Here is a 21434-nt window from a genome sequence, read left to right as displayed (position 1 = left end):
ACAGGCGTCGCGCGGATGTCATCGACCCGCCATGAGCGACGGAACGCACAGCCGTAGCACGGCTGCAAGAAAGCTGTCACCGACGGTCCCTATCGTCAGCGTCGATTCATACGGAACGCAGCGGAGCCGCCCAGCCAGGCGCCCAAGGCCGCGGTTCCTTTGCTGCGTCCGCAGTCCATTCCTCCGGAGACCAACCAGATGTCCATGCGCCACAGTTCCAAGGCCCTTCTCATGACGTTCGGTGCCGTGCTCGCGCTCAGCGCCTGTGGCGGTGGCGCCGATCGCGTCGCATCGCCCGGCGAAGGCGCGTTCCCGCCTCCGCCGACCACTCCGCCCCCGCCGCCGCCGACTACGCCTCCTCCTCCGCCGCCGGGTGGCGAGGCCGCCGCGGATTGCCCCGACGGCTTCTCCAACATCGGCACCATCGCCGATGGCAGCCTCCGCGCCTGCCGCCTGCCCGAGCAGATCGTTGGCAACTTCGTGATTCCCGCCCGCAGCGGCACCGCGTACGCGATCAGCGGCCGCGTCGAGGTCGGCGACGACCGCGGCGGCGACGCCAACACGCCGATCGCCGGCGCCCAGCAGGGCATCCTCACCATCGAGCCCGGCGTGACGCTGTACGGCTCCGCCGGTGCCGACCTGCTGGTCGTCAACCGCGGCTCGCAGATCTATGCCGAGGGCACCGCCACCAGCCCGATCACGCTCACCGCCCGCGCCGACCTGGAAGGCCAGACCGGCGCCGATTCGATCGGCCTGTGGGGTGGCCTGGTGCTGCTCGGCCGCGCGCCGATCAACGCCTGCCCGGGTGAGACCGTGTCCGGCACCCCCGAGTGCCAGGAGCAGATCGAGGGCACCGACGGCTTCTACGGCGGCAACGCCCCGCGCGACAACTCCGGCATCGTGAAGTACCTGCGCGTGAAGCACTCCGGTTTCGAAGTCACGCCCAACAACGAACTCAACGGCATCACCCTGGGCGGCGTCGGCGACGGCACGCTGTTCGAATACGTGCAGGTGCACAACAGCTCCGACGACGGCATCGAGTGGTTCGGCGGCACGGCCAACGGCCGCTACATCGTGGTCACCGGCGCCGACGACGACAGCCTCGACACCGACACCGGCTGGAACGGTTCGCTGCAGTTCGGCATCGTGGTCCAGCGCGCTGGCGGCGGCGACCGCATGAACGAGTGGTCCAGCATCCGCCGCGAGCCCTGGTCGAACCCGAAGGTCGCGAACTTCACCTTCGTCGGCCGTGCCGGTGGCGGCGCCGCCATCACCCTCAACCAGGGCACGCAGGGCGAGTTCTACAACACGGTCGTCACCCGTCCCACCGGCGGTACCGGCGCGGGCGCCCAGTGCCTGAGCATCTCGGATGAAAACACCACCGGCACCTTCGGCTCGGTGCATTTCTCCTGCCCCACGGCCTTCGCCGACGCGCGCGCCGAAGCCGCGTTCAACGCCGGCACCGGCAACGTGGTCGGCGAGTCGACGTTGACCGGCCTCTTCGTCAACGGTGCGAACGAGACCGCGGTGGCCGCGTTCCAGGGCCTGCAGTCGGTCGACAGCTTCTTCCAGCAGGTCGACTACATCGGCGGCGTGCGCAACGCCTCCGACACCTGGTGGCAGGGCTGGACCTGCGGCCTGAGCGCCGACACCCCCTGCTGACCGGCTGGCGCTCCAGACCGGGGGCGGCCCACGTGGCCGCCCCCGCCTTGCATGAAGCACAGCCCCGCACCCGCACAGCCCAAGGTCAAACAATGAAGCGCATTCCGACACGCAGCGGCCTGGCCGTCGCGATCACCACCCTCCTCGCCTGCCAGGGCGCGTGGGCCCAGCAGCCCGATTCCCCGGGCGGCCAGGCCGCGATCCCGTCCCAGGCCACGATCGTGCACGCCACCGTCGCCCAGTCGGCACCCGCGGCCGCCGCGGCATCGCCGGCCGGCGACGACCAGCCAGCGCAGCTCGATGCGGTCGAAGTGCGTGGCGAACACATCCCCGAACCCATGCTGCAGACCGCCCAGGTCGCATCGTTCATCAGCCGCGAGGACTTCGAACGCACGGGGGATTCCGATGCGGCGTCCGCGCTGCAGCGCGTCTCGGGCGTCAGCATCGTGGGCGACAGGTTCGTCTACGTGCGCGGCCTGGGCGAACGCTACTCATCGGCGCTGCTCAACGGCTCGCCGCTGCCCAGTCCCGAGCCCATGCAGCGCGTGGTGCCACTGGACCTGTTCCCCGCGGAAGTCCTGCAAGGCATGACCGTGCAGAAGACCTATTCCGCGAAATACCCCGGCGAGTTCGGCGGCGGCATCGTCGACCTGGAGTCGCTCACCATCCCCGACGAGCCCTTCTTCAAGATCACCCTCGGCGGTGGCGCCAACAGCGTCACCACCGGCGAGAAGGGCCTGACCTACTACGGCTCCGAGGACGACTGGTCCGGCTACGACGACGGCACCCGCAAGATGCCGCGCGAGCTCCGCGACGCCATCGCCACCGGCAAGCGCGTGGACCTGGGCAACTTCGGCCGCGAGGAGATCCGCAGGATCGGACGCAGCTTCCAGAACGCCAACCTCAACCTGCTGCAGGAAAACGACAGCATCGACCCGGACAGCAACGTCAGCTTCAGCGCCGGTTACTCCGCCGACATGGGCGACGACGCCCGCATTGGCTTCGTCGCGGTGGCCGGCTTCGAGAACGAGTGGCGCACCCGCCATGGCGACCAGGAGCAGGGCTTCTTCGTCGGCGACGTGCTCGAGTACGACTCCGACTACGAGTTCCTGTCCACCCAGAACAACGCTCGCACCAACGCCCTGCTCGGCGTGGGCTACGAATGGGGCCGCAACAGCATCGGCCTGACCACGCTGTACGTGCACGACACCATCAAGGAAGCGCGCAGCCGCTCGGGCCTCGACAACCTCGCCGGCTTCGAGGTGCGCGACGACTACACCGAGTGGTTCGAGCGCGAGATGATCAACCACCAGCTCCGCGGCTCGCACGCGTTCGGCGAATACGACGACCTGAAGGTGGAATGGCGGGCCGCATGGGCCCGGGCCACGCGCGACGTGCCCTACGAGAAGGGCATCCGCTACGAGAACGTCGACGGCTACTGGGCCCACGACGCCTCGCGCGTGCAGAACTACACCCGCTTCAGCGCGGTCGAGGACGAGGTTGCCAGCGGCGGCGTGGACCTCACCTGGCGCCTGCCGGTCGAACGCGACATGACCCTGAGCGCCGGTGCGTCCTACATGGACAACGACCGCAGCGCATGGTCGCGCGAGTTCAAGTTCCTCGCGCTCGACGGCCCCCTGCCCCACTACAACCGCTACCAGCGCCCGGACTACCTGTTCTCGGACTACAACCTGAGCCAGGACCTGCTGACGCTGCGCGAGACCACCGGCGGCTTCGGTGCGGCCGCCTACGACGCCACGCTCAAGGTGCTGGGGGTGTACGCCGAGGTCGAGACCGAGCTCACGTCCAACCTGCGCGGCACCTTCGGTCTCCGCTACGAGGACGCCACCCAGGCCGTCCACCCCCATGACATCTTCACCGGCGCCCGCCAGGCCAGCCCGGAGCCGCTGCGCAATGACTACATCCTGCCGGCACTGACCCTGACCTGGAACGTGGGCGAGAACCGGCAGCTGCGCTTCGGCGCGTCGCAGACCATCGCCCGTCCGCAGTTCCGCGAGATGGCGCCGCAGCAGTACACCGACCCCGACAGCGACCGCCTGTTCTCCGGCAACCCGTACCTGGTCGACAGCGAGCTGACCAACCTCGACGCGCGCTACGAGTGGTTCTTCGGCTCCGGCGAGTACTTCACCGCCGGCCTGTTCTACAAGATGATCGACAAGCCGATCGAGTCGAACGTCAACTTCGCCGGCGGCACCACCTTCCAGAGCTACCTCAACGCGCCCGAGGCCACGGTCTATGGCGCGGAGCTCGAGTTCAAGAAGTACTTCGACGCCGGCATCGCCGCCGACTGGTGGACCGGAAACCGGCTCTACCTCGCCACCAACTACACCTGGACCGAGTCCGAAGTGAATGCCGGCGCCGGCGACACGGTGCAGCCCTACGGCTTCGCCACGCCCGTCGAGGCCCGCCTGTTCGTGCGCGACGGCAGCCGGATGCAGGGCCAGTCGGACCACATCGCCAACCTGCAGTTCGGCGTCGAGAACGAAGACAAGGGCCTGCAGGCCACGCTCATCACCAACTACGTCAGCGAGCGCGTCTCGGCCCGCGGCCGTCCCGGCCAGCCCGACTACATGGAAGAGCCGGGCGTGACGATGGACTTCGTGCTGCGCAAGACGATGACGTTCGGCGAACGCCCGGTGACCTTCGGATTCGCGGCCCGCAACATCCTGGAGACCGAATTCCACGAGTACCAGGAACGCGCCGGCCAGAAGGTGCACGTGCACCGCTACGACCCCGGCGTGTCGTACTCGGTGAGCATCTCCACCGAGTTCTGATCGAAGGGGACATCGGATCCGGAAGGCCGCCGCATCCCGGCGGCCTTCTGCTTTCCACCGGGGCGGATGACGACGGCAGGCGCGCTTCGCGACGGAAATGTGTCAGTTGAAACACGGGTGTCACGAAACATTCGCATCCTGTCGCAACGGCGAAACACCCCGCGCCACGACACCACTGCCCGTGCCTGCATTCCCGATCATTCGCGCCCCCCGTGCTGCGCTTGCCAGGCTTGGCGGCGCCGATGGGCTGCGCGGTGCCGTGGAGGTCTGCATCGTCGTCCTGCTGGCCGTCCAGGTCGCGCGCCTGGCCTGGCTGCTGTTGCCGCCGGCCCCGCTGGGCACGCTGCCGGCGACGGCGGCGGCTCTCGCCCCCCCGCGCCCCGACCGTCTTCTGGTCGACGCCTTCTATCCTTCCAGCGGCCCCGCTCCCGCGGGCGCGGACGTTTCGGGCCTGCGCCTGTTCGCGGTGCGTCCCGCACAGGCCGGCGGCAGCGCGATCCTCGCCAGCCGCGAGGGTCAGCAGCGCGCACACGCGGTCGGCAGCGAAGTCGCACCCGGCCTGCGCCTGGCCGAGGTCCATGCCGACCACGTCGTCCTGGATGCCAACGGCCGCCGCAGCGAACTGCGCTTCGCCTCCATGGAAGGGCGCGCTCCGTCGCGGCCTGCGGCATCGCCGCGCACGGCCACAGCCACAGCCACGGAGGCAGGCGAATCCGCCATCGATCCGGCGCAACTGCTTGCACAGGCCGGCCTCAGCCCGGTTGAAACCGGCGGCCGCGTCACCGGCTACACCGTCATCCCGCGCGGCGACGGCGCCGTGCTGCGCCGGGCCGGGCTCCAGGCCGGCGACGTGCTGCTCTCGGTCAACGGCCAGGAGCTCACGCCGGAACGCTACGCCGCGCTGGCGGACGACCTCGCCGGCGCACCCGCCATCACCCTCACCTACCTGCGCGACGGCCAGACCCGCAGCGCGACCCTGCAGGCCAAGACTCCGTGAAACAGCGACTCATCGCCGCCGCCCTCGTCCTCGCGCTGGTCGCCCAGCCGATTCCCTACGCCCACGCCCAGGCGGCGGCCGGCAGCAGCGTCACCGCGCAGGACGCCGACATCCGCGCCTTCATCCAGGACGTGGCACGCGCGACCGGTACCACCTTCATCATCGACCCCGCCGTGCAGGGCAGCGTCAGCATCACGCGCGACGTCGCGATGGACGAGGCCGAGCTGCTCGGCGTCCTCCTCGCGGTATTGCGCGCGAACGGCCTGGTCGCGGTCAGCGCCGGTCCGGGTGCCTACCGCGTGGTGCCCGACACCAGCGCCGCGCAGCTGCCCGGCGGTGGCCGCGGCGGTTCCGCGTTCACCACCCAGGTGCTGCCGCTGGCGACGGTGGACGCGCGCATCGCCGCCGAGACGCTCAAACCCCTCATCGGCCGCGGCGGCGTGGTGGTGCCGACGCCGCAGGGCAACGCGCTGCTGATCGCCGACTACGCCGACAACATCCGCCGCATCCGCGGCCTGGTGGCGCAGATCGACAGCGACACCGCGGGCATCGACACCGTGACCCTGCGCAACACCTCGGCGCGCGAGATCGCCGGCACCGTCAACCAGCTGTTCGGCGGCGGCGCGGACGGCCGCGGCGGGCAGCTGTCGATCCTGCCGGTGGAGGGCAGCAACTCGATCGTGGTGCGCGGCGCGCCGCAGGCCGTGCAGCGCGTGGTGCAGACCATCCTTGAACTCGACCGTCGCGCCGAGCGCACCGATGGCGTGCACGTGATCCGCCTGCAGCACGCCAGCGCCGAGCAACTGCTGCCGGTGCTGCAGCAGCTGGTGGGGCAGACGCCCGAAGGCAGCGACGCCTCCGGCACGGTAGCCGCGAGCACCGTGAACCCGGAGGCGGACACTGCCCAAGTGATCACTGCCGTCCCCGGCAAGCGCCCGACGATCGTGCGCTATCCCGGTTCCAACGCGCTGATCATCAACGCCGATCCGGAAACGCAGCGCCTGCTGGCCGACGTCATCACCCAGCTCGACACCCGCCGCGAGCAGGTGCTGGTGGAGGCGATCGTGGTCGAGATCTCGGACAACGCCGCACGGCGCCTCGGCACGCAACTGCTCATCGCCGGCAAGGAGGGCAGCAACGTGCCCTTCCTCGCCACCCAGTACCCCAACAGCCGTCCGGGCATCATGCCTCTGGCAGGCGGCTACTACGCGCAGCGCGAGCGCGATGCCGGCGACGACGACAGCGTGCTCGACCTCGCGCGCAACGCCGCGGTGCAGTCGCTGCTGGGCCTCAACGGCGCGCTTGGCGGCATCGTCGGCAGCAACGACAACGCCACCTTCGGCCTGATCATCGACGCAGTGAAGAGCGACACCGCATCGAACCTGCTGTCGACGCCATCGATCCTCACCCTCGACAACGAAGAGGCGCGGATCCTGGTCGGCCAGGAAGTCCCGACCACCACCGGCGAGGTGCTGGGCGACAGCAACAGCAATCCCTTCCGCACCATCCAGCGCCAGGACGTCGGCATCCAGCTCGAGGTCACGCCGCAGATCAACGCCGGTGGCGGCATCACGCTCACCCTGCGCCAGGAAGTGTCGTCGATCGCCGGCCCCGTCAGCGATGACTTCGCGGAGCTGGTGCTCAACAAGCGCGAGCTCGAAACCCGCGTACTGGTGGACGACGGCGCGATCGTTGCGCTCGGGGGCCTGCTGGACCAGAGCGACCGCAACACCGTCGACAAGGTGCCGCTGCTGGGCGACATCCCGATCGTCGGCAACCTGTTCCGCCACAAGTCGCGCTCCAGGGACAAGACCAACCTGATGATCTTCATCCGGCCGACCATCGTGCGCAGCGCCGCCGATGCGCAGGCCATGACCGCGCCGCGCTGGGACCACATCCGCCGCAGCCAGGCGCCGGTGGCCGGCGAGCAGGAGGCGGCACTGGACCAGCTGGTGCGCGAGTACCTGCGCACGACACCACCGGTGATGCCCGTCGCTCCGTCGGCCACGGGTTCACCGGGGGCCGCCGCGCAATCCGCACCGATATCCACGATTCCGCCGGCCGCCCCGGCGGAAGCCCCTGCCACGGCCGACGACGCACGGTGAGCGAGCCCCTGCCTGCCTTTGCTTACGGCTTCGCCAAGCACCAGGGCGTGTTGCTGCTGGCGCTGGGCGAACGCGCGCGCGTGGGCCTGCGCGAAGACGCCGACCCGGCCGCGCTGCTGGAAGCGCGGCGCAGCCTGGGGGTGGAGCTCGACGTAGAAGTCCTGCCGCGCAGCGTCTTCGACCGCCGCCTGTCCGAGCTCTACGCGGATGCCGCGATGGCCGGCGGCGCTGGCGAACTCGAACTTCCAGGTGACCTCGACGCGCTGGCGGGCGACATCCCCGCCACCGCCGACCTGCTCGACGCCCAGGACGACGCGCCGGTCATCCGCCTCATCAACGGCCTGATCGCCGAAGCCGCGCGCATCGGCGCCTCCGACGTCCACATCGAACCCTTCGAGTCCGGCCTGGTCGTGCGCATGCGCGTGGACGGCGTGATGCGCGAGGCGCTGCGCCTGCCCGGACGCATCGCGCCGCTGCTGGTGTCGCGCGTGAAGGTGATGGCGCGCCTGGACATCGCCGAGAAGCGCCTGCCGCAGGACGGCCGCATCGGCCTGGCCATGGGCAGCAAGGCGCTGGACGTGCGCGTGTCCACCCTGCCCGCGCGCGGAGGCGAGCGCGTGGTGATGCGCATCCTCGACAAGGACCAGGGCACGCTCACGCTGGAGGGCCTGGGCATGCAACCGCACGTGCTCGAAGCGCTCCAGCGCGCGCTGCGGCAGCCCAACGGCATCGTGCTGGTGACCGGCCCCACCGGCGCCGGCAAGACCACCACCCTGTATTCGGCGCTGGCCTCGCTCAACGACGGCCGCCGCAACATCCTCACCGTCGAGGACCCGGTGGAGTACGCCATCGACGGCGTCGGCCAGACCCAGGTCAACGCGCGCGTGGGCATGAGCTTCGCCACCGGGCTGCGGGCGATCCTGCGGCAGGATCCGGACGTGGTGATGGTCGGCGAGGTGCGCGATCCGGAAACCGCGCAGATCGCGGTGCAGGCAAGCCTGACCGGCCACCTGGTGCTGTCGACCGTGCACACCAACGACGCGCCTGGCGCGGTGACGCGGCTGCGCGACATGGGCATCGAACCCTTCCTGCTGGCGTCGAGCCTGCGGCTGGTGCTTGCGCAGCGTCTGCTGCGGCGCCTGTGCGCCGCGTGCCGCGAACCCGTCGCCGGGGAGACCCGCGCATCCGCGCTGCGACTGCTCGGGGCCGGCTCCCGAGTGGATGCCGGCGCCTGTGCCGACACCCACGCCAATAGCGACACCGAGGTCGACCCCCAAGCCACGCTCTACCGCGCCGCCGGCTGCGCGCTGTGCAGCCACACCGGCTACGCCGGCCGCCTGGGCATCCACGAAGCGCTGGAAATCGACGAACGCATGCGCCAGCTGATCGGCGCCAATGCCGACGAGGACGCGCTGGCCGCCGCGGCCTTCGCCGGCGGCCAGCGCCTGGGTGATGCCGCCCGTGCGGCCGTGCTGCGCGGCGAGACCACGCTCGAGGAAGCCATGCGCGTCACCCGCCAGGAGCTGCAGGACCATGGCCGCGTTTGAGTATTCCGCACTCGACGTGCAGGGGCGCAGCCGCGACGGCGTGATCGACGCCGGCAACGCCGCGGAGGCGCGGCGTCTGCTCGAAGCCCGCAAGCTGCTGCCCGTGCGCGTGGAGCCGGCCACCGTGCGCGCCGGGCAGGCCTCGCGCGGGGGCGGCCGCTTCCGCGCCAAGGACCTGGCCCTGCTCACGCGTCAGCTCGCGACGCTGGTGGCGGTGGCGCCGCTGGAGGAGGCGATGCGCACCATCGGCAGCCAGTCCGAGCGCCCGGCCGTACGGCGCGTGTTGATGGCCACCCACGCCCGCGTGGTCGAGGGCTTCCGCCTGTCCGACGCCATGGCGCGCGAACCCCGCGCGTTCCCGCCGCTGTACCGGGCAATGGTCGCCGCCGGCGAGGGCACCGGGGCGCTTCCCGCCATCCTCGAACGCCTGGCCGACCTTAACGAGCGCGAGCAGCAGGTGCGCGGCAAGCTGGTCTCGGCGCTCGTGTACCCGGCGGCGCTGGCGGTGACCGCGGTGCTGGTGGTGATCGCGCTGATGGTCTTCGTGGTGCCGAAGGTGGTCGAGCAGTTCGAGTCCATGGGCCGCGAGCTGCCGCTGCTGACCCGGATCGTGATCGGCATCTCCGAGCTGCTCTCCACGTGGTGGCTGCCGATGGCCGTGCTGCTGGCCACCGCCGCGATCACGGCGACGCGGCTGCTCCGACGCCCCGCCCTGCGCCGCCGCTTCGACGCCGCCCTGCTGCGCCTGCCTCTGCTCGGACGCATCCTGCGCGACGTCCACGCCGCACGCATGGCACGCACGCTCGCCACGATGTCCGATAGCGGCCTGCCGCTGATCGAAGGCCTGGCGATCACCGCGCGCACGGTCGGCAACACGGTGCTGCGCGAAGCCACCGAGGCGATGGTCGAGGTCATCCGCGAGGGCGGCAGCCTGTCGGGCGCGATGAAGCGCGCCGCGGTGTTCCCGCCAACCCTGCTCTACATGGCCACCAGCGGCGAGGACAGCGGCCGCCTGGCGCCGATGCTCGACCGCGCGGCCGACTACCTGGAACGCGAGTTCAACACCTTCACCACGGCGGCGATGAGCCTGCTCGAACCCCTGATCATCATCGTGCTCGGCGCGGCGGTGGCGGTGATCGTGCTCGCCATCCTGCTGCCGATCCTGCAATTCAACGCCCTCGTGGCCGGCTGACCGGAGGCCTCCATGCACCACCGCACCATCCACACATCCACCTCACGCCCCCGCATGCAGGGATCCGTAGCGGGCCGCAACGGCACGCGCGGGCGATCCGCCGGCTTCACGCTCGTCGAGTTGATGGTCGCGATCGTGATCATCGGCCTGCTGTCGACAGTGGTGATGATCAACGTCATGCCCAGCCAGGACCGCGCCATGGCCGAGAAGGCCCGCGCCGACATCTCGGTGCTGGAGCAAGCGCTGGAAACCTATCGCCTCGACAACATGGCCTACCCGACCGCGACGCAGGGCCTGGGCGCCCTGCTCGATGCGCCTTCCGGCCTTGCGCGCCCCGAGCGCTACCGCAAGGGCGGCTATATCCGCCGCCTGCCCGAGGATCCCTGGGGCAACGCCTATCAGTACCGCCAGCCGGGCCGCAGCGGCGGCTTCGACGTGTTCTCCCTGGGCGCGGACGGCACCGAAGGTGGTGACGGCGACGGCGACGGCGCCGACATCGGCAACTGGCGCTGACAGCGGCCATGCGGCGCGCGCGCGGATTCACCCTGGTCGAGCTGATGGTGGCGCTGGCCGTCATCGGGCTGGCTGGTGCCGCCGTGGCGCTGACCCTGCCGCCCGCCGACGACGTGCTGGCCAAGGAGACGGAGACCTTTGCGGCGCGCCTCGCCCACGCGCGCGACGAGGCCATCCTCGGCATGCGCACGATTGAAGTCGACGTGACATCGGTTGGCTATGCGTTTTCGCGGCGTCGCTTCGGGGGCTGGCAGCCGCTGGAAGGTCGCGCCTTCGCTCCCGTCGACTGGGCACCGGGCACCAGGCCGCAGCTTCCGGGTGGCGACGCGCGCATCGCGATCCGCTTCGACCCGACCGGCGCCACGGAGCCGCGCAGCCTCGCGCTGCTGCGCGAGGGCCAGCGCATGCGCGTGTCGGTCGACGGCGGCGGCGAGGTGACTATCGATGGCATCGCGCGCTGACACAGCGGCCGTCCGCCGGCCACGCGACGCGGACGCGGGCTTCTCCCTGATCGAAACGCTGGTCGCGCTGGCGGTGTTCGCGCTGGCCGTGCTTGGCCTGCTCAACCTCGCTGGCGAAAGCACGCGCACCGCGGTCGCGATCGAGGAGCGGGTGCTGGCGGCCGTGGTCGCCGACAACGTGGCCGTGGACGCGGCGACGCTCGACGTCCGCGCGCTGGCCGACGAAGCGAGCGGCACCGAGGACGCCGGCGGCATCACCTGGCGCTGGACGCGCCGCACCACGCCCACGGCCGATCCGTCGCTGCTGCGCGTGGACATCCGCGTGTCGCCACCTGGCGAGGAACGCGTGGCTGCCGACGTCGCGCTGTTCCGGAGCCTGCCGCGATGAGCACCCCGCATCCACGGCGCAACGCCCGCGGCTTCACCCTGCTGGAAGTGATGGCTTCGCTGGCCATCTTTGGCCTGATCGCCGCCGCAGGCGTTGCCGTGATGGCCTATACCGCCGACAGCCAGGCGGTGCTGCGTGAACGCATGGCGCGGCTAGGCGAGTTCCAGCGCACCCGCGCCCTGCTGCGCGCCGACCTGTCGCAGGCCGCCGTGCGGCTGGTGCGGCGCAGCGACGGCAGCAGCACCCGCGACGCCTTCACCGGTGGCCGGCCGGATGTCTCCGGGCCGCTGTTCGCCTTCGTCCGCCGCGGCCGTGAGAACCCCGGCGGCGAAGCCCGCGCGTCGCTCGAGTACGTCGAGTACCGCATCGTCGACGGGCGCCTGGAACGCAGCGCGCGCGCCGCCGTCGATGGCGCGGCACCGCCGCCGGCGCGTGTGCTGATCGATGGCATCGGCCTTGCGCGCGTCGCCTACCTGTCCGGCGACACCTGGAACGACGGCTGGCACGGCGGCGCCACCTCGTTGCCGGCGGCGGTCGAACTCGAGCTCGACCTCGACGGCATCGGCACCGTGCGCCAGCGCTTCCTGCTCCCGGGAGTCGAGCGGTGAACCGCCCGCGCATCGGCGCCGGGAATCGCCCGAAGACCGAACGCGGCGCGGCCCTGCTCACCGTGCTGCTGCTGGTCGCGGTGATGACGGTGCTGCTGGTCGTGGTGCTCGACGACATCCGCTTCGGCCTGCGCCGCACCGGCAATGCCCAAGCGCTGGCGCAGGCGCAGTGGTACGCCCTGGGCAGCGAGGAGCTGGCGCGCGCGCGCATCCACCAGCTCGATGGCAACGATGGCCGCACCACGCTCCAGGGTGGCTGGAACGGCAAGCCGTTCGTGTTCCCCATCGACGGCGGCGCGATGCGCGTGCGCATCGACGACGCCACCGCGTGCTTCAACCTCAACAGCGTGGTCGAGGGCGCCGTTGGGCAATGGTCGCGGCGCGAGGCCGGCGCGGGCCAGTACCGCGCTCTGCTGCGTGCGCTGGACTTCACCCCGGCGCAGGCAGCGACCATGGCCGACGCCCTGGTGGACTGGATGGACAGCGACCAGGTGCCCGGGCCGGCCGGCGCCGAAGACGCGGCCTATGCGACGCGCGGCCCCGGTTACCGCACCTCCGGCGCACTGCTCGCGGAAACCAGCGAACTGCGCGCCATCGCCGGCCACGACGCCGCGCGCTATGCGCGCCTGCGCCCGCACGTCTGCGCGCAGCCGGACAACGCGCTGTCGCCGGTGAACATCAACACCCTCGAGGAAGACGACGCGGTGATCCTCGCCATGCTCAGCGACAACGTGCTCGACCGCGACGCCGCGCGTCGGATCATCGCCTCGCGGCCGGCCGCTGGCTGGCTCGACGTCACCGAATTCGCGGCGCAGCCGGCCGTCGTGGCCGCGATCCTGCCCGATCACGCGCTGCAACAGCTCCGGCTGCGCACGCGCTATTTCAACCTGCGCACCGAGGTCGAGTACGACGGTGCCGAGGTGCTGCTCAGCGCGCTGCTCGACAGCGACCCCTACGGCCCCGTGCGCCTGGTGGCGAGACGATGGACACACGACGAATGACCAACCGCATCCTGTTCCTGCCCACCGACCCCGCCGCCGAGGCCATCTGCCTGGACGTGGACGACTTCGGCCAGGTGCTGTCGCGCTCCACACTGCAGCCTGATGCGCCTGCGCGCATGCCACCCGCTGCGCGCACCGTGATGGTCGTGCCCGGCGGCGCCATTCGCATCGACCGCCTGGAATTGCGGGCCCACAGCCCTGCGCAGGCGCAGGCCGCGGCGCGCGCCCTGCTTGCCACACGGCTGGCGATGCCCGGCGAGCCGCATGTCGTGCTGGATGCTGACGCCACCGCGACCGTCCGCACAGTCGCGGCGGTGGAGCCCGGCCTGCTGCGCGCATGGGTGGCGCAGGCGGCGACCTTGGGACTGCATCCCGACGCCGCGGTGCCGGAGCAGCTGCTGCTGCCGGAGCCGGCCGACGCCGGAACCGTGCACCTGCTCGTCGCCGCGGACCGCTGGCTGGCACGCGGCGACGGCCTGGCGTTCAGCGCCCCGTCCACGCTGGCCGCACAGGTGCTCGGGGACCGCCCGCTCGCACGCATCGAGGGCGACATCGAGAGCTTGGCAGGACGCGCGCTGCGTCCGGAACTCGACTTGTTGCAGGGGGTCTTCACCCCGGCCGCGGCGCGCGCGAAGCCGGCCAACCGGCGGCGCCTGGCGTGGCTTGCCGCAGCGTTGCTGGCCTCGCCGCTGGTGCTGGTCGCAGCCCAGGCCCTGCGCCTGGAGCTTGCCGCGCGCGCGCTCGAATCCCGTGCGGCAACCGTCGTGCGCGGGGTCCTGCCGGCCGCCGGCGATGGCGCCCCGGATGCCCTCCGCTTGCAGCTGCAGGCCGCGCGCGCACCCCGCCTGTTCGCGGCCGCCAGCGGCGCGCTGTTTTCCGCCGTGGCGGCCCGCGCCGGCAGCCACCTCGCCGGGCTCGACTACCAGCGCGGCGACCGGCTGCGCGCGGTGCTGTTCCATCCCGGCCCCGAAGACATCGAAGCCATTCGCGGCGCGCTCGCCACGGACGGCTGGCAGCTGGTGGAAGGCGGCAGCAGCGCAGTGCCCGGCGGCCTGCACACCGGTCTGGTACTGGAGCCCGCGCCATGACCATGAACACTCGTATCCAAGCCTGGTGGCGCCGCCGCGAACCGCGCGAACACGCAATGCTCGCCGCGATGGCCGTGCTGCTCGCCGCCTTCGCCTGGTGGTACGGCCTGCTGTGGCCGCTGCGTGCGATGCGCGATGGCGCCCAGGCGCATCACCACCGCGCGGTCGTGGCCCTGCAGGCCGCACAGGCCGACGTCGCGGCGCTTGCCACGGCCGGCGCCACGCTGCCGGACGCGGCGACCGGTGATGCCCTGCAGCGCGTGATCCTGGACAGCCTGCGCGATGCCGGCCTCGCCCCCAGCCGCCAGCGCACCGCCGCCGACGGGGCGTTCCTGCTCGAGTTCGAGCGCGTGGCGTCGCCCGCGCTGTTCGGCTGGCTCGGCCGCCTGGCCGACGAAGACGGCCTCGCACCCGCGTCCCTGCGCGTCGAGCGCGCCGACGGCTGGCTGCGGGTCGAAGTCGGCTTCGGCGGCGGAGCGGCGCCATGAGCCCTCGACGCCTGGCCTGGTGGTTCTCGGGGAGTCTCGTACTGGGCCTGCTCCTGTCGCTCCCCCTGCAGCTCGTGCTGCCCCGGCTGTCCCTGCCGTCCGGACTCTCGGCCATCCGCGTCGAGGGCAGCCTCTGGCGCGGAACCCTGCGCCAGGCGCAGTGGCGCGGCGCCGCACTGGGCGACCTGCGCATGGGGCTCTCGCCGCTGCCACTTCTTGCAGGCCGACAGAAGCTCTGGCTGCACGGTCCGGATGCAAGGCTGGCGCTGCAGGGCGGCCGCGCCAGCGGCATCGGCGATGCCCACGGCGTGGTGCCGCTGCCGCCGCTGGCGGGCCTGGCGCTGCGCGCGTCGCTGGACGGCGCACGCATGCTGTTCGACGGCGATGGCTGTAGCAGCGCCGGCGGCCGCGTGCGGATCGAGGTCAGCCTGCCCGGCGACGCACTGCCACCGGTGATCCTCGCCGGCACGCCCGCCTGCGACGGCCGCAGCGGAACGCTCGCGCTACTCTCCGAAGACACCGGCGGGCCGCTGGTGCTGGAAGCCACTTTCACCTTGGACGCCGACGGCAGCTACAGGCTGCAGACCCTGGCCCGCAGCGACGACCCCGGTATCCGCGCAGTGCTGCTCGCCGCCGGCTTCCAGGCCGCCCCCGGCGGGCTCAGCCGCGTCGACGCGGGCCGGCTCGAAGGCTGAACGTCGAAGCGGGGCCCCGGAACACATCGTGCCGCGGGCGGCCCCGCATGTGGCGGGGCCGCTCACGCCCCCCGGGCTAGACTGGGCCTCCCCCGAAAAGATGACCGGATCGCGTCGAATCCATGAAATTTCTGTTGCTGCCGATAGCGCTTGCCGCCGCCTGCCTCGTCCCCGCCCACGCCGAGGTTCCCCTGGGCACCGTGGCCGGTTCCGACGTGTCGTTCGAAGGCATGTTCCAGGTTGACGGCTACTGGTTCGACAACGACGTCATGGACCTCGATGGCCGCCCCGACGGCCGCGACCGCGCCACCGGCATCCGCCGCTTCGAGCTCGCGCTCAAGGGCAGCGGCCCCGGCGGTTTCGCATGGGCGCTGGGATATGACGTGGAAGGCGAGAACTATCTCGACAACAACGTGTCGTGGAGCTTCGGCGGCGACGGTTCGCCCAAGCACACGCTGCTGCTGGGCCAGTCCAAGCAGGCCAGCGGACTCGAAGAACTCTCGTCCGCGCGCACCAACGATTTCATCGCCAAGGCCTCGGCCACCGGCACCTTCGCCACCGGCCGCCGCCTGGGCGCGTCCTGGAGCTACGACGCCAGCAGCCACGGCGCCTCCCTGGGCTGGTTCGGACGCAACCTCGACGATGACGCCGGCGGCCCCGGCTATGTCGCGCGCACCTGGTGGGCACCGATCCGCGACGACGGACAGGTGCTGCACCTGGGCCTGAGCCACGTCGACCGCGACACCGACAGCGACCAGCTGCGCCTGCGTTCGCGGCCCAACGCCGACATGGCCGCCGTGCGCCTGGTCGACAGCGGCGCCCTGTCCGACGTCGACCGCCTTGCCACCACCGGCCTGGAAGCGATGTGGATCCGCGGCCCGCTCAAGCTGCAGGGCGAGTACTTCATCGCCAGCGGCGACCGCATCGGCAGCGGCAACTACGACACCGAGGGCGGCTACGCCAGCGCGCTCTGGACGCCGGGCGGGACCAGCTGGGGCTATCGCGGCGGCCTGCCGCGCACCACGGTCGAAGGCGCCGGCCTTTGGCAGTTCGGGCTCCGTTACGACTCGCTCGACCTCGACGACGGTGCCGTCCGCGGCGGCCGCATGGAGGCCTGGACGGTGGGCGTGAACTGGTACTGGCGCGACAACGCCAAGCTGATGCTGAACTACGTCGACGTCGCCAGCCGGCGCGCCGTGGCCGGCGGGCCGGTGGTCCACGACGACCCGTCGATCGTCGAGGCGCGCGTCCAGCTGCACTGGTAGGCGCGTCACGCAGCGGTCAAACAAGTGTAATAGGCGCGACACCGCATCCGGTCAGGCTTGGGTCAAACCGGAGCCCCGCATGCGCTACACGATCGTCACCGAGACCTATCCGCCGGAAGTCAACGGCGTCGCGCTCACCGTGCAGGATCTGGAGCACGGGCTCCGTGGCCGCGGCCATGAGGTGGACGTGGTGCGGCCGCGCCAGCACCGCCGCGACCGCGCCGCCGACCACGAGATGCTCACCGCCGCCGGCCGGTTGCCGTTCTACGCCGGCCTGCGCTTCGGCCTGCCCTCCGCCTCGCGGCTGCAACGCCGGTGGCAGCGCCAGCGCCCCGATGCGATCTACATCGCCACCGAGGGCCCGCTGGGCTGGTCGGCGATGCGCGCCGCGACGGCGCTCGGCATTCCCGTCGCGTCCGGCTTCCACACCCGCTTCGACCGGTACATGCGTGACTACGCCGCGGCCTGGATGCAGCCGGTCGCGCTGGCGTGGATGCGGCGCTTCCACAACCGCTCCGCAGCCACCCTGGTGCCGACCCGGGAGCTGCAGGGCGAACTCAACAGCCTGGGCTTCGAGAACGTGGTGCACCTGCCTCGCGCCGTGGACACGCGGCGCTTCGATCCCGCGCACCGCGACGAGGCCCTGCGCGCCCGCTGGGGCCTGAAGCCGGGCGACCTGGCCGTGGCCTGCGTCGGGCGCATGGCCGTTGAAAAGAACCTCGACCTCGCGATCCATGCCTTTCGCGCCCTGCAGGCGCTGCGTCCGGATGCACGCTTCATCTGGGTCGGCGAAGGGCCCGAACTGGGCGCCATCCGCGATGCCAACCCCGACTTCATCTACTGCGGCATGCAGCGCGGCGACGCCCTCGCGCGCCACTTCGCCAGCGCCGACCTGTTCCTGTTCCCGAGCCTGTCGGAGACCTTCGGCAACGTCACCATCGAGGCCATGGCCAGCGGCGTGGCCACCGTCGCCTACCGCTACGGCGCCGCCGCCGAGCACCTGAAGCATGGCCTGCATGGCGCCGCCATCGCGCTGCACGACGAAGCCGCCTTCATCGACGCCGCCTGCCGCCTGTCGCTCGAGGACACCTCGCGCCGCGACATGGGCTGCAACGCGCGTCGCGCGGTGCAGCCGCTGCGCCCGGCGCAGGTCGCGGCCGACTTCGACGCCATCCTCCAGGGCATTGCCCACAACAGGAGCCATGCCGATGTCCACGCTGCACTCGCCTGAGCGCCACCGCGCCGACCGCTTCCTCTGCCTGCGCACCAACGACTGGTGCGCGCACGCCGGCGTGCTGCGCATGTTCGCCGCCACCAGCCGCCTTGGTGATGGCCTTGCCTGGTATGCGCTGATGGCGGCCATGGTGCTGTTCGACGGCGTCGACGGCCTGCGGGCCTCCGCCCACATGGCGGCCACCGGCGCCATCGCACTGCTGCTGTACAAGGGCCTCAAGCGCTGGACGCGGCGCCCGCGGCCCTTCGCCGCCGACGTCCGCATCCGCGCCTGGATCGCGCCGCTGGACGAGTTCAGCTTCCCGTCCGGCCACACACTGCATGCGGTCTCATTCACCATCGTGGCCCTTGCGTACTACCCGCAGCTGGCTTGGGTGCTGCTGCCGTTCACCGCGATGGTGGCGCTGTCGCGGGTGGTGCTCGGACTGCACTGGCCCAGCGATGTGCTGGCCGCGACGCTGATCGGCAGCGGCCTTGCGGCGCTGTCGCTGTGGCTCGGCGCCGCGCTGCCCTTCCAGGCCTGAGGGCGAGCCACTAGCGTGCATCGGGGCGCATCGACGTCTGGTACCAGTCGACCCTGCGCGTCACCACCATGATCGCGGCCAGCACCACGAACAGCAGCCCGGCGCCGAGCACCAGGGCGTTGTCCTCGGACACCAGCAGGCCGTACAGCGCCGCGTACAGCGTCGCCAGCATCCCCGCGAAGGCCGCGCCCCGCAGCGCGCCGCCGAGCACCGCCGCCAGGTAGAACCCGATCAGTCCGATACAGGCCGTGGCGGCCGACAGGTAGGCCAGGCCGAAGGGAATGTGTTCGCCAAGGCTGACCAGCAGCAGGAAGAAGACCGCGATCGCCAGGCCCACCAGCCCGTACTGGATGGGGTGGATCGGCTTCTGCCGCATCAGTTCGAACATGAAGAACGCGACGAAGGTCAGCAGCACGAACAGCAGCCCGTATTTGGTCGCGCGCTCCGCCTGCAGGTAGGCGTTCACGGGGTCGACCAGGGTGAGGCCGGCCGCATCGGGGTCGGGACTCCACATCTGGTACGGGTTCACGTCCCGCGCCAGGGAGGCCTGCCTGCGATAGCGGCGCTGGGCATCGGTGGACAACGAAGCCACCTTCCACTGCGCGCTGAAACCGGCGACGTCGAGATCGTGCACCGGCGACAGGCCTTCGAAGCGCGGGTGCGGCCAGCTCGAGCGCAGGCGCAGGTCGTTGTCGCGCGCCAGCGGCATCATCGCGAAGGACTCGGTGCCGCGCAACTGCAGGTCGACGCGACTCGCGAAGGCCAGCCGCGCGCCCGATGCCGGGGCCCGGAGCCGCGCGTGCACGCCGGGGCCGTCGTCGTGGCCGATGCCCTGCGCCAGCTCGACCGCGCGTCCGTCGACCTGCATGCGCGGCAGTTCGCGCAGGCCGCGCACGTCGGCGATGCCGAAGGCCAGCCAGGGCTCCCCGATGCTGCGGTCGGCACCTTCGGGCGCGTCGTCCGGAATCTGCGCGTCGAAGCGCGCCTGCACCGTGCCCTGCCACTCGTAGACGCGGACCTCGTGCAGGCCACGCTTGCGGGTATCCGGCGCCATCGCGCCGTCGACCACCAGGGTCTCGGGGAAGAAGGTCCAGTGCCGCGTGCGCCGCCGCTCCGTGGTGCGCATGATGCCGGCCGCGTCGGCCGCCTGTTCGCGCACGTTCTCGGTGTAGGGCACGACCAGCACCGGACCCGACACCGTCTGGCGCCCGCCGTAGCTCGCAGCGATGTTCGACACCGCTTCGGCGCGCCGCGCCTGGCGCTCGTCGATCACCCCGCGCACCATCGTCAACGGCACCAGGATCGCGATCGTCATCGCCGCCACCATCAATATTTTTACCCACAGACGCATGACCGCACCTCCCTTGGAAATTGCAGGCAGGTTGCGGGCGCCCAGTGTGGCCACCGCGGGGCGGGGGTGAGGCGGGTGTGAAGTGGCGGGCCCTCAGGCCGTCGGCAGCTCGATGCCGGCGAGCGCACCGCCGCCGTCGCGGTTGCGCAGCCAGGCGCGGCCACCATGGAGCTGCGCCACCTCGGCAACGAAGGTCAGGCCGATGCCGCTGCTGCGGCCACCGCCGCCGGGACGCGGCAGTGAATAGAAGCGCTCGAAGACCTGGTCGAGGGCGAAGTCCGGCACGCCAGGCCCACCGTCGGCCACTTCGATCAGCACGCCGCCATCCTGCGCCCGCAGCGCGACCGAGACCGTGCCGCCCCCGGGCGAATGCGCGATCGCATTGTCGACCAGGTTCTCCAGCGCCTGCCGCAGCAGGAAGGCATCGCCCGCAGGCGACGGCAGCGGCTCGTCGGCCTCCAGCGCCAGGGTGACGCCGCCGGCGCGCAGCCGCGGCGCCACCGCCTCGGCGACCTCGCGCGCGACGGCCGCCAGGTCCACCGGTGCGGGATCCTCCAGCCGCTGGCGATGCTCGACCGCGGCCAGTGCCAGCAGCTTGTCGATCATGGCCGCCATGCGCTCGCTCTGCGCGCCGATGTTGGCGGCGAACCGCTGGCGGTCGGCCTCGGGCAGCGGCGACTCCAGCAGTTCGGCCGAGCCGCGGATGGCCGCCAGCGGCGACTTCAGCTCGTGGGTGAGCGTGTGCACGTAGCGCTCGACGTAGCGGCGGTCCTCGAGCCGGTCGCGCATGGTCTCCAAGGCGCGCCCGAGGTCGGCGAACTCGCCGGCGGAATCGGGCAGCACCGCGCGACGCCCGGCGGTGACCGCGTCGGCATAGCCGCGCAGCCCGCCCAGCTGCCGCGACAGCCACCAGGCGGCAAACAGGCCGACCAGCAGCGCGGCGCCCAGCAGCACCAGGCCCCAGCGCAGGATCACGCCCTCGCTGCGGGCGATGAACGGCGCCATCGCGCGGTTGGGCTTGGACACCGTCAGCACGCCGGCGATGCGTGCGCCGTCGCGGATCGGCGCCGCCACGTGCATCACGGAGCTGGCGTCGTCATCGGGATCGCTGCGCGTGGAGCGCGCGCCGTAGCGGCCGCGCAGGGTCAGGTGGACGTCGTTCCACCGCGAGTAGTCGGCACCGACGTCGCGCCCGGCGGAATCGAAGAGCACGATCCCGTGGGCATCGGTGACGGTGACGCGATAGCTGGCCTCGCGCTTCTCGAAGCCCCAGATGCCGGCGCCGATGTCGCGTCCGGCCAGCGCCCTAATGCGGGTGGCGAACTGGCCGTCCGCGATCCGTCCCGCGAGCAGGTCGTCGGTGGCGAGCTCGGCGAGCACGTTGGCGGTGTCCACCAGCGTGTCTTCCATCGCCTGGCGCACCCCGGGCTTCACCTCGCGCAGGAACACCTGGCCCAGCAGCAGCGCCGCCAGCGCCACGATCAGGAAGTAGCCGAGCAGGATGCGCAGCCCGATGCGCAT

General features: G+C 71.5%; 19 protein-coding genes. 17 read left to right on the top strand and 2 right to left on the bottom strand.

Going from position 1 to position 21434, the window contains the following annotated elements:
- The first annotated feature begins 198 nt into the window (after nucleotides 1-198).
- The 17 genes from ACW5E8_RS03435 (at nucleotide 199) to ACW5E8_RS03355 (ending at nucleotide 18562) form a co-directional block, all read left to right on the top strand.
- Nucleotides 199-1662: a hypothetical protein gene (locus ACW5E8_RS03435; RefSeq protein WP_456964091.1), complete on the top strand. Its 1464-nt coding sequence runs from the start codon at nucleotides 199-201 to the stop codon at nucleotides 1660-1662.
- 92 nt (nucleotides 1663-1754) lie between these two features.
- Nucleotides 1755-4457: a TonB-dependent receptor domain-containing protein gene (locus ACW5E8_RS03430; RefSeq protein ID WP_456964090.1), complete on the top strand. Its 2703-nt coding sequence runs from the start codon at nucleotides 1755-1757 to the stop codon at nucleotides 4455-4457.
- 181 nt (nucleotides 4458-4638) lie between these two features.
- Nucleotides 4639-5454 (top strand): type II secretion system protein N, encoded by an 816-nt coding sequence (locus tag ACW5E8_RS03425; protein ID WP_456964089.1) that lies wholly within the window; start codon nucleotides 4639-4641, stop codon nucleotides 5452-5454.
- Complete coding sequence (gspD, locus tag ACW5E8_RS03420) at nucleotides 5451-7559, top strand: type II secretion system secretin GspD (protein WP_456964088.1); 2109 nt, start codon at nucleotides 5451-5453, stop codon at nucleotides 7557-7559. Before ACW5E8_RS03425 ends, gspD begins: the two co-directional genes overlap by 4 nt.
- A complete protein-coding gene (gene gspE / locus ACW5E8_RS03415) occupies nucleotides 7556-9106 on the top strand; it encodes a type II secretion system ATPase GspE (RefSeq protein ID WP_456964087.1) in 1551 nt (516 codons plus the stop codon). The genes gspD and gspE overlap by 4 nt, the downstream gene beginning before the upstream one ends.
- A complete protein-coding gene (gene gspF, locus ACW5E8_RS03410; protein ID WP_456964086.1) occupies nucleotides 9093-10298 on the top strand; it encodes a type II secretion system inner membrane protein GspF in 1206 nt (401 codons plus the stop codon). The genes gspE and gspF overlap by 14 nt, the downstream gene beginning before the upstream one ends.
- Before the next feature lie 54 nt (nucleotides 10299-10352).
- Entirely contained in the window at nucleotides 10353-10811 is a 459-nt protein-coding gene (gspG, locus tag ACW5E8_RS03405; protein ID WP_456965229.1) for a type II secretion system major pseudopilin GspG, read from the top strand.
- An 8-nt stretch (nucleotides 10812-10819) separates the two neighbouring features.
- A complete protein-coding gene (locus ACW5E8_RS03400) occupies nucleotides 10820-11272 on the top strand; it encodes a GspH/FimT family pseudopilin (RefSeq protein WP_456964085.1) in 453 nt (150 codons plus the stop codon).
- A complete protein-coding gene (gene gspI, locus ACW5E8_RS03395; RefSeq protein WP_456964084.1) occupies nucleotides 11256-11660 on the top strand; it encodes a type II secretion system minor pseudopilin GspI in 405 nt (134 codons plus the stop codon). Before ACW5E8_RS03400 ends, gspI begins: the two co-directional genes overlap by 17 nt.
- Nucleotides 11657-12268, top strand: coding sequence for a type II secretion system minor pseudopilin GspJ (gspJ, locus tag ACW5E8_RS03390; RefSeq protein ID WP_456964083.1), 612 nt, complete (start codon nucleotides 11657-11659; stop codon nucleotides 12266-12268). Before gspI ends, gspJ begins: the two co-directional genes overlap by 4 nt.
- Nucleotides 12265-13269, top strand: coding sequence for a type II secretion system minor pseudopilin GspK (gene gspK, locus ACW5E8_RS03385; RefSeq protein WP_456964082.1), 1005 nt, complete (start codon nucleotides 12265-12267; stop codon nucleotides 13267-13269). Before gspJ ends, gspK begins: the two co-directional genes overlap by 4 nt.
- Complete coding sequence (gspL, locus tag ACW5E8_RS03380) at nucleotides 13266-14357, top strand: type II secretion system protein GspL (RefSeq protein WP_456964081.1); 1092 nt, start codon at nucleotides 13266-13268, stop codon at nucleotides 14355-14357. Before gspK ends, gspL begins: the two co-directional genes overlap by 4 nt.
- On the top strand, nucleotides 14354-14845 hold the full coding sequence (gene gspM, locus ACW5E8_RS03375; RefSeq protein ID WP_456964080.1) for a type II secretion system protein GspM: 492 nt from the start codon (nucleotides 14354-14356) through the stop codon (nucleotides 14843-14845). The genes gspL and gspM overlap by 4 nt, the downstream gene beginning before the upstream one ends.
- Nucleotides 14842-15540, top strand: a complete 699-nt coding sequence (gene gspN / locus ACW5E8_RS03370; protein WP_456964079.1) for a type II secretion system protein N — start codon at nucleotides 14842-14844, stop codon at nucleotides 15538-15540. Before gspM ends, gspN begins: the two co-directional genes overlap by 4 nt.
- Before the next feature lie 122 nt (nucleotides 15541-15662).
- Nucleotides 15663-16805 carry an OprO/OprP family phosphate-selective porin gene (locus tag ACW5E8_RS03365; RefSeq protein ID WP_456964078.1) on the top strand — a complete coding sequence of 381 codons (1143 nt, stop codon included), beginning with the start codon at nucleotides 15663-15665 and terminating at the stop codon, nucleotides 16803-16805.
- Nucleotides 16806-16884: 79 nt separating this feature from the next.
- Complete coding sequence (locus tag ACW5E8_RS03360) at nucleotides 16885-18036, top strand: glycosyltransferase family 4 protein (protein WP_456964077.1); 1152 nt, start codon at nucleotides 16885-16887, stop codon at nucleotides 18034-18036.
- Nucleotides 18014-18562: a phosphatase PAP2 family protein gene (locus tag ACW5E8_RS03355; RefSeq protein WP_456964076.1), complete on the top strand. Its 549-nt coding sequence runs from the start codon at nucleotides 18014-18016 to the stop codon at nucleotides 18560-18562. The genes ACW5E8_RS03360 and ACW5E8_RS03355 overlap by 23 nt, the downstream gene beginning before the upstream one ends.
- A gap of 10 nt (nucleotides 18563-18572) precedes the next feature.
- Here the strand turns inward: ACW5E8_RS03355 and creD are convergent, their stop codons facing one another.
- Complete coding sequence (creD, locus tag ACW5E8_RS03350) at nucleotides 18573-19913, bottom strand: cell envelope integrity protein CreD (RefSeq protein WP_456964075.1); 1341 nt, start codon at nucleotides 19911-19913, stop codon at nucleotides 18573-18575.
- A gap of 93 nt (nucleotides 19914-20006) precedes the next feature.
- The gene (gene creC, locus ACW5E8_RS03345; RefSeq protein WP_456964074.1) at nucleotides 20007-21434 is read right to left on the bottom strand and encodes a two-component system sensor histidine kinase CreC; all 1428 of its coding nucleotides are present in this window, start codon (nucleotides 21432-21434) and stop codon (nucleotides 20007-20009) included.

It is taken from the genome of Luteimonas sp. A649 (assembly GCF_054072735.1).
Note: the sequence above shows the minus strand (reverse complement) of the source record. Positions and strands in the feature narration are given on the sequence as shown.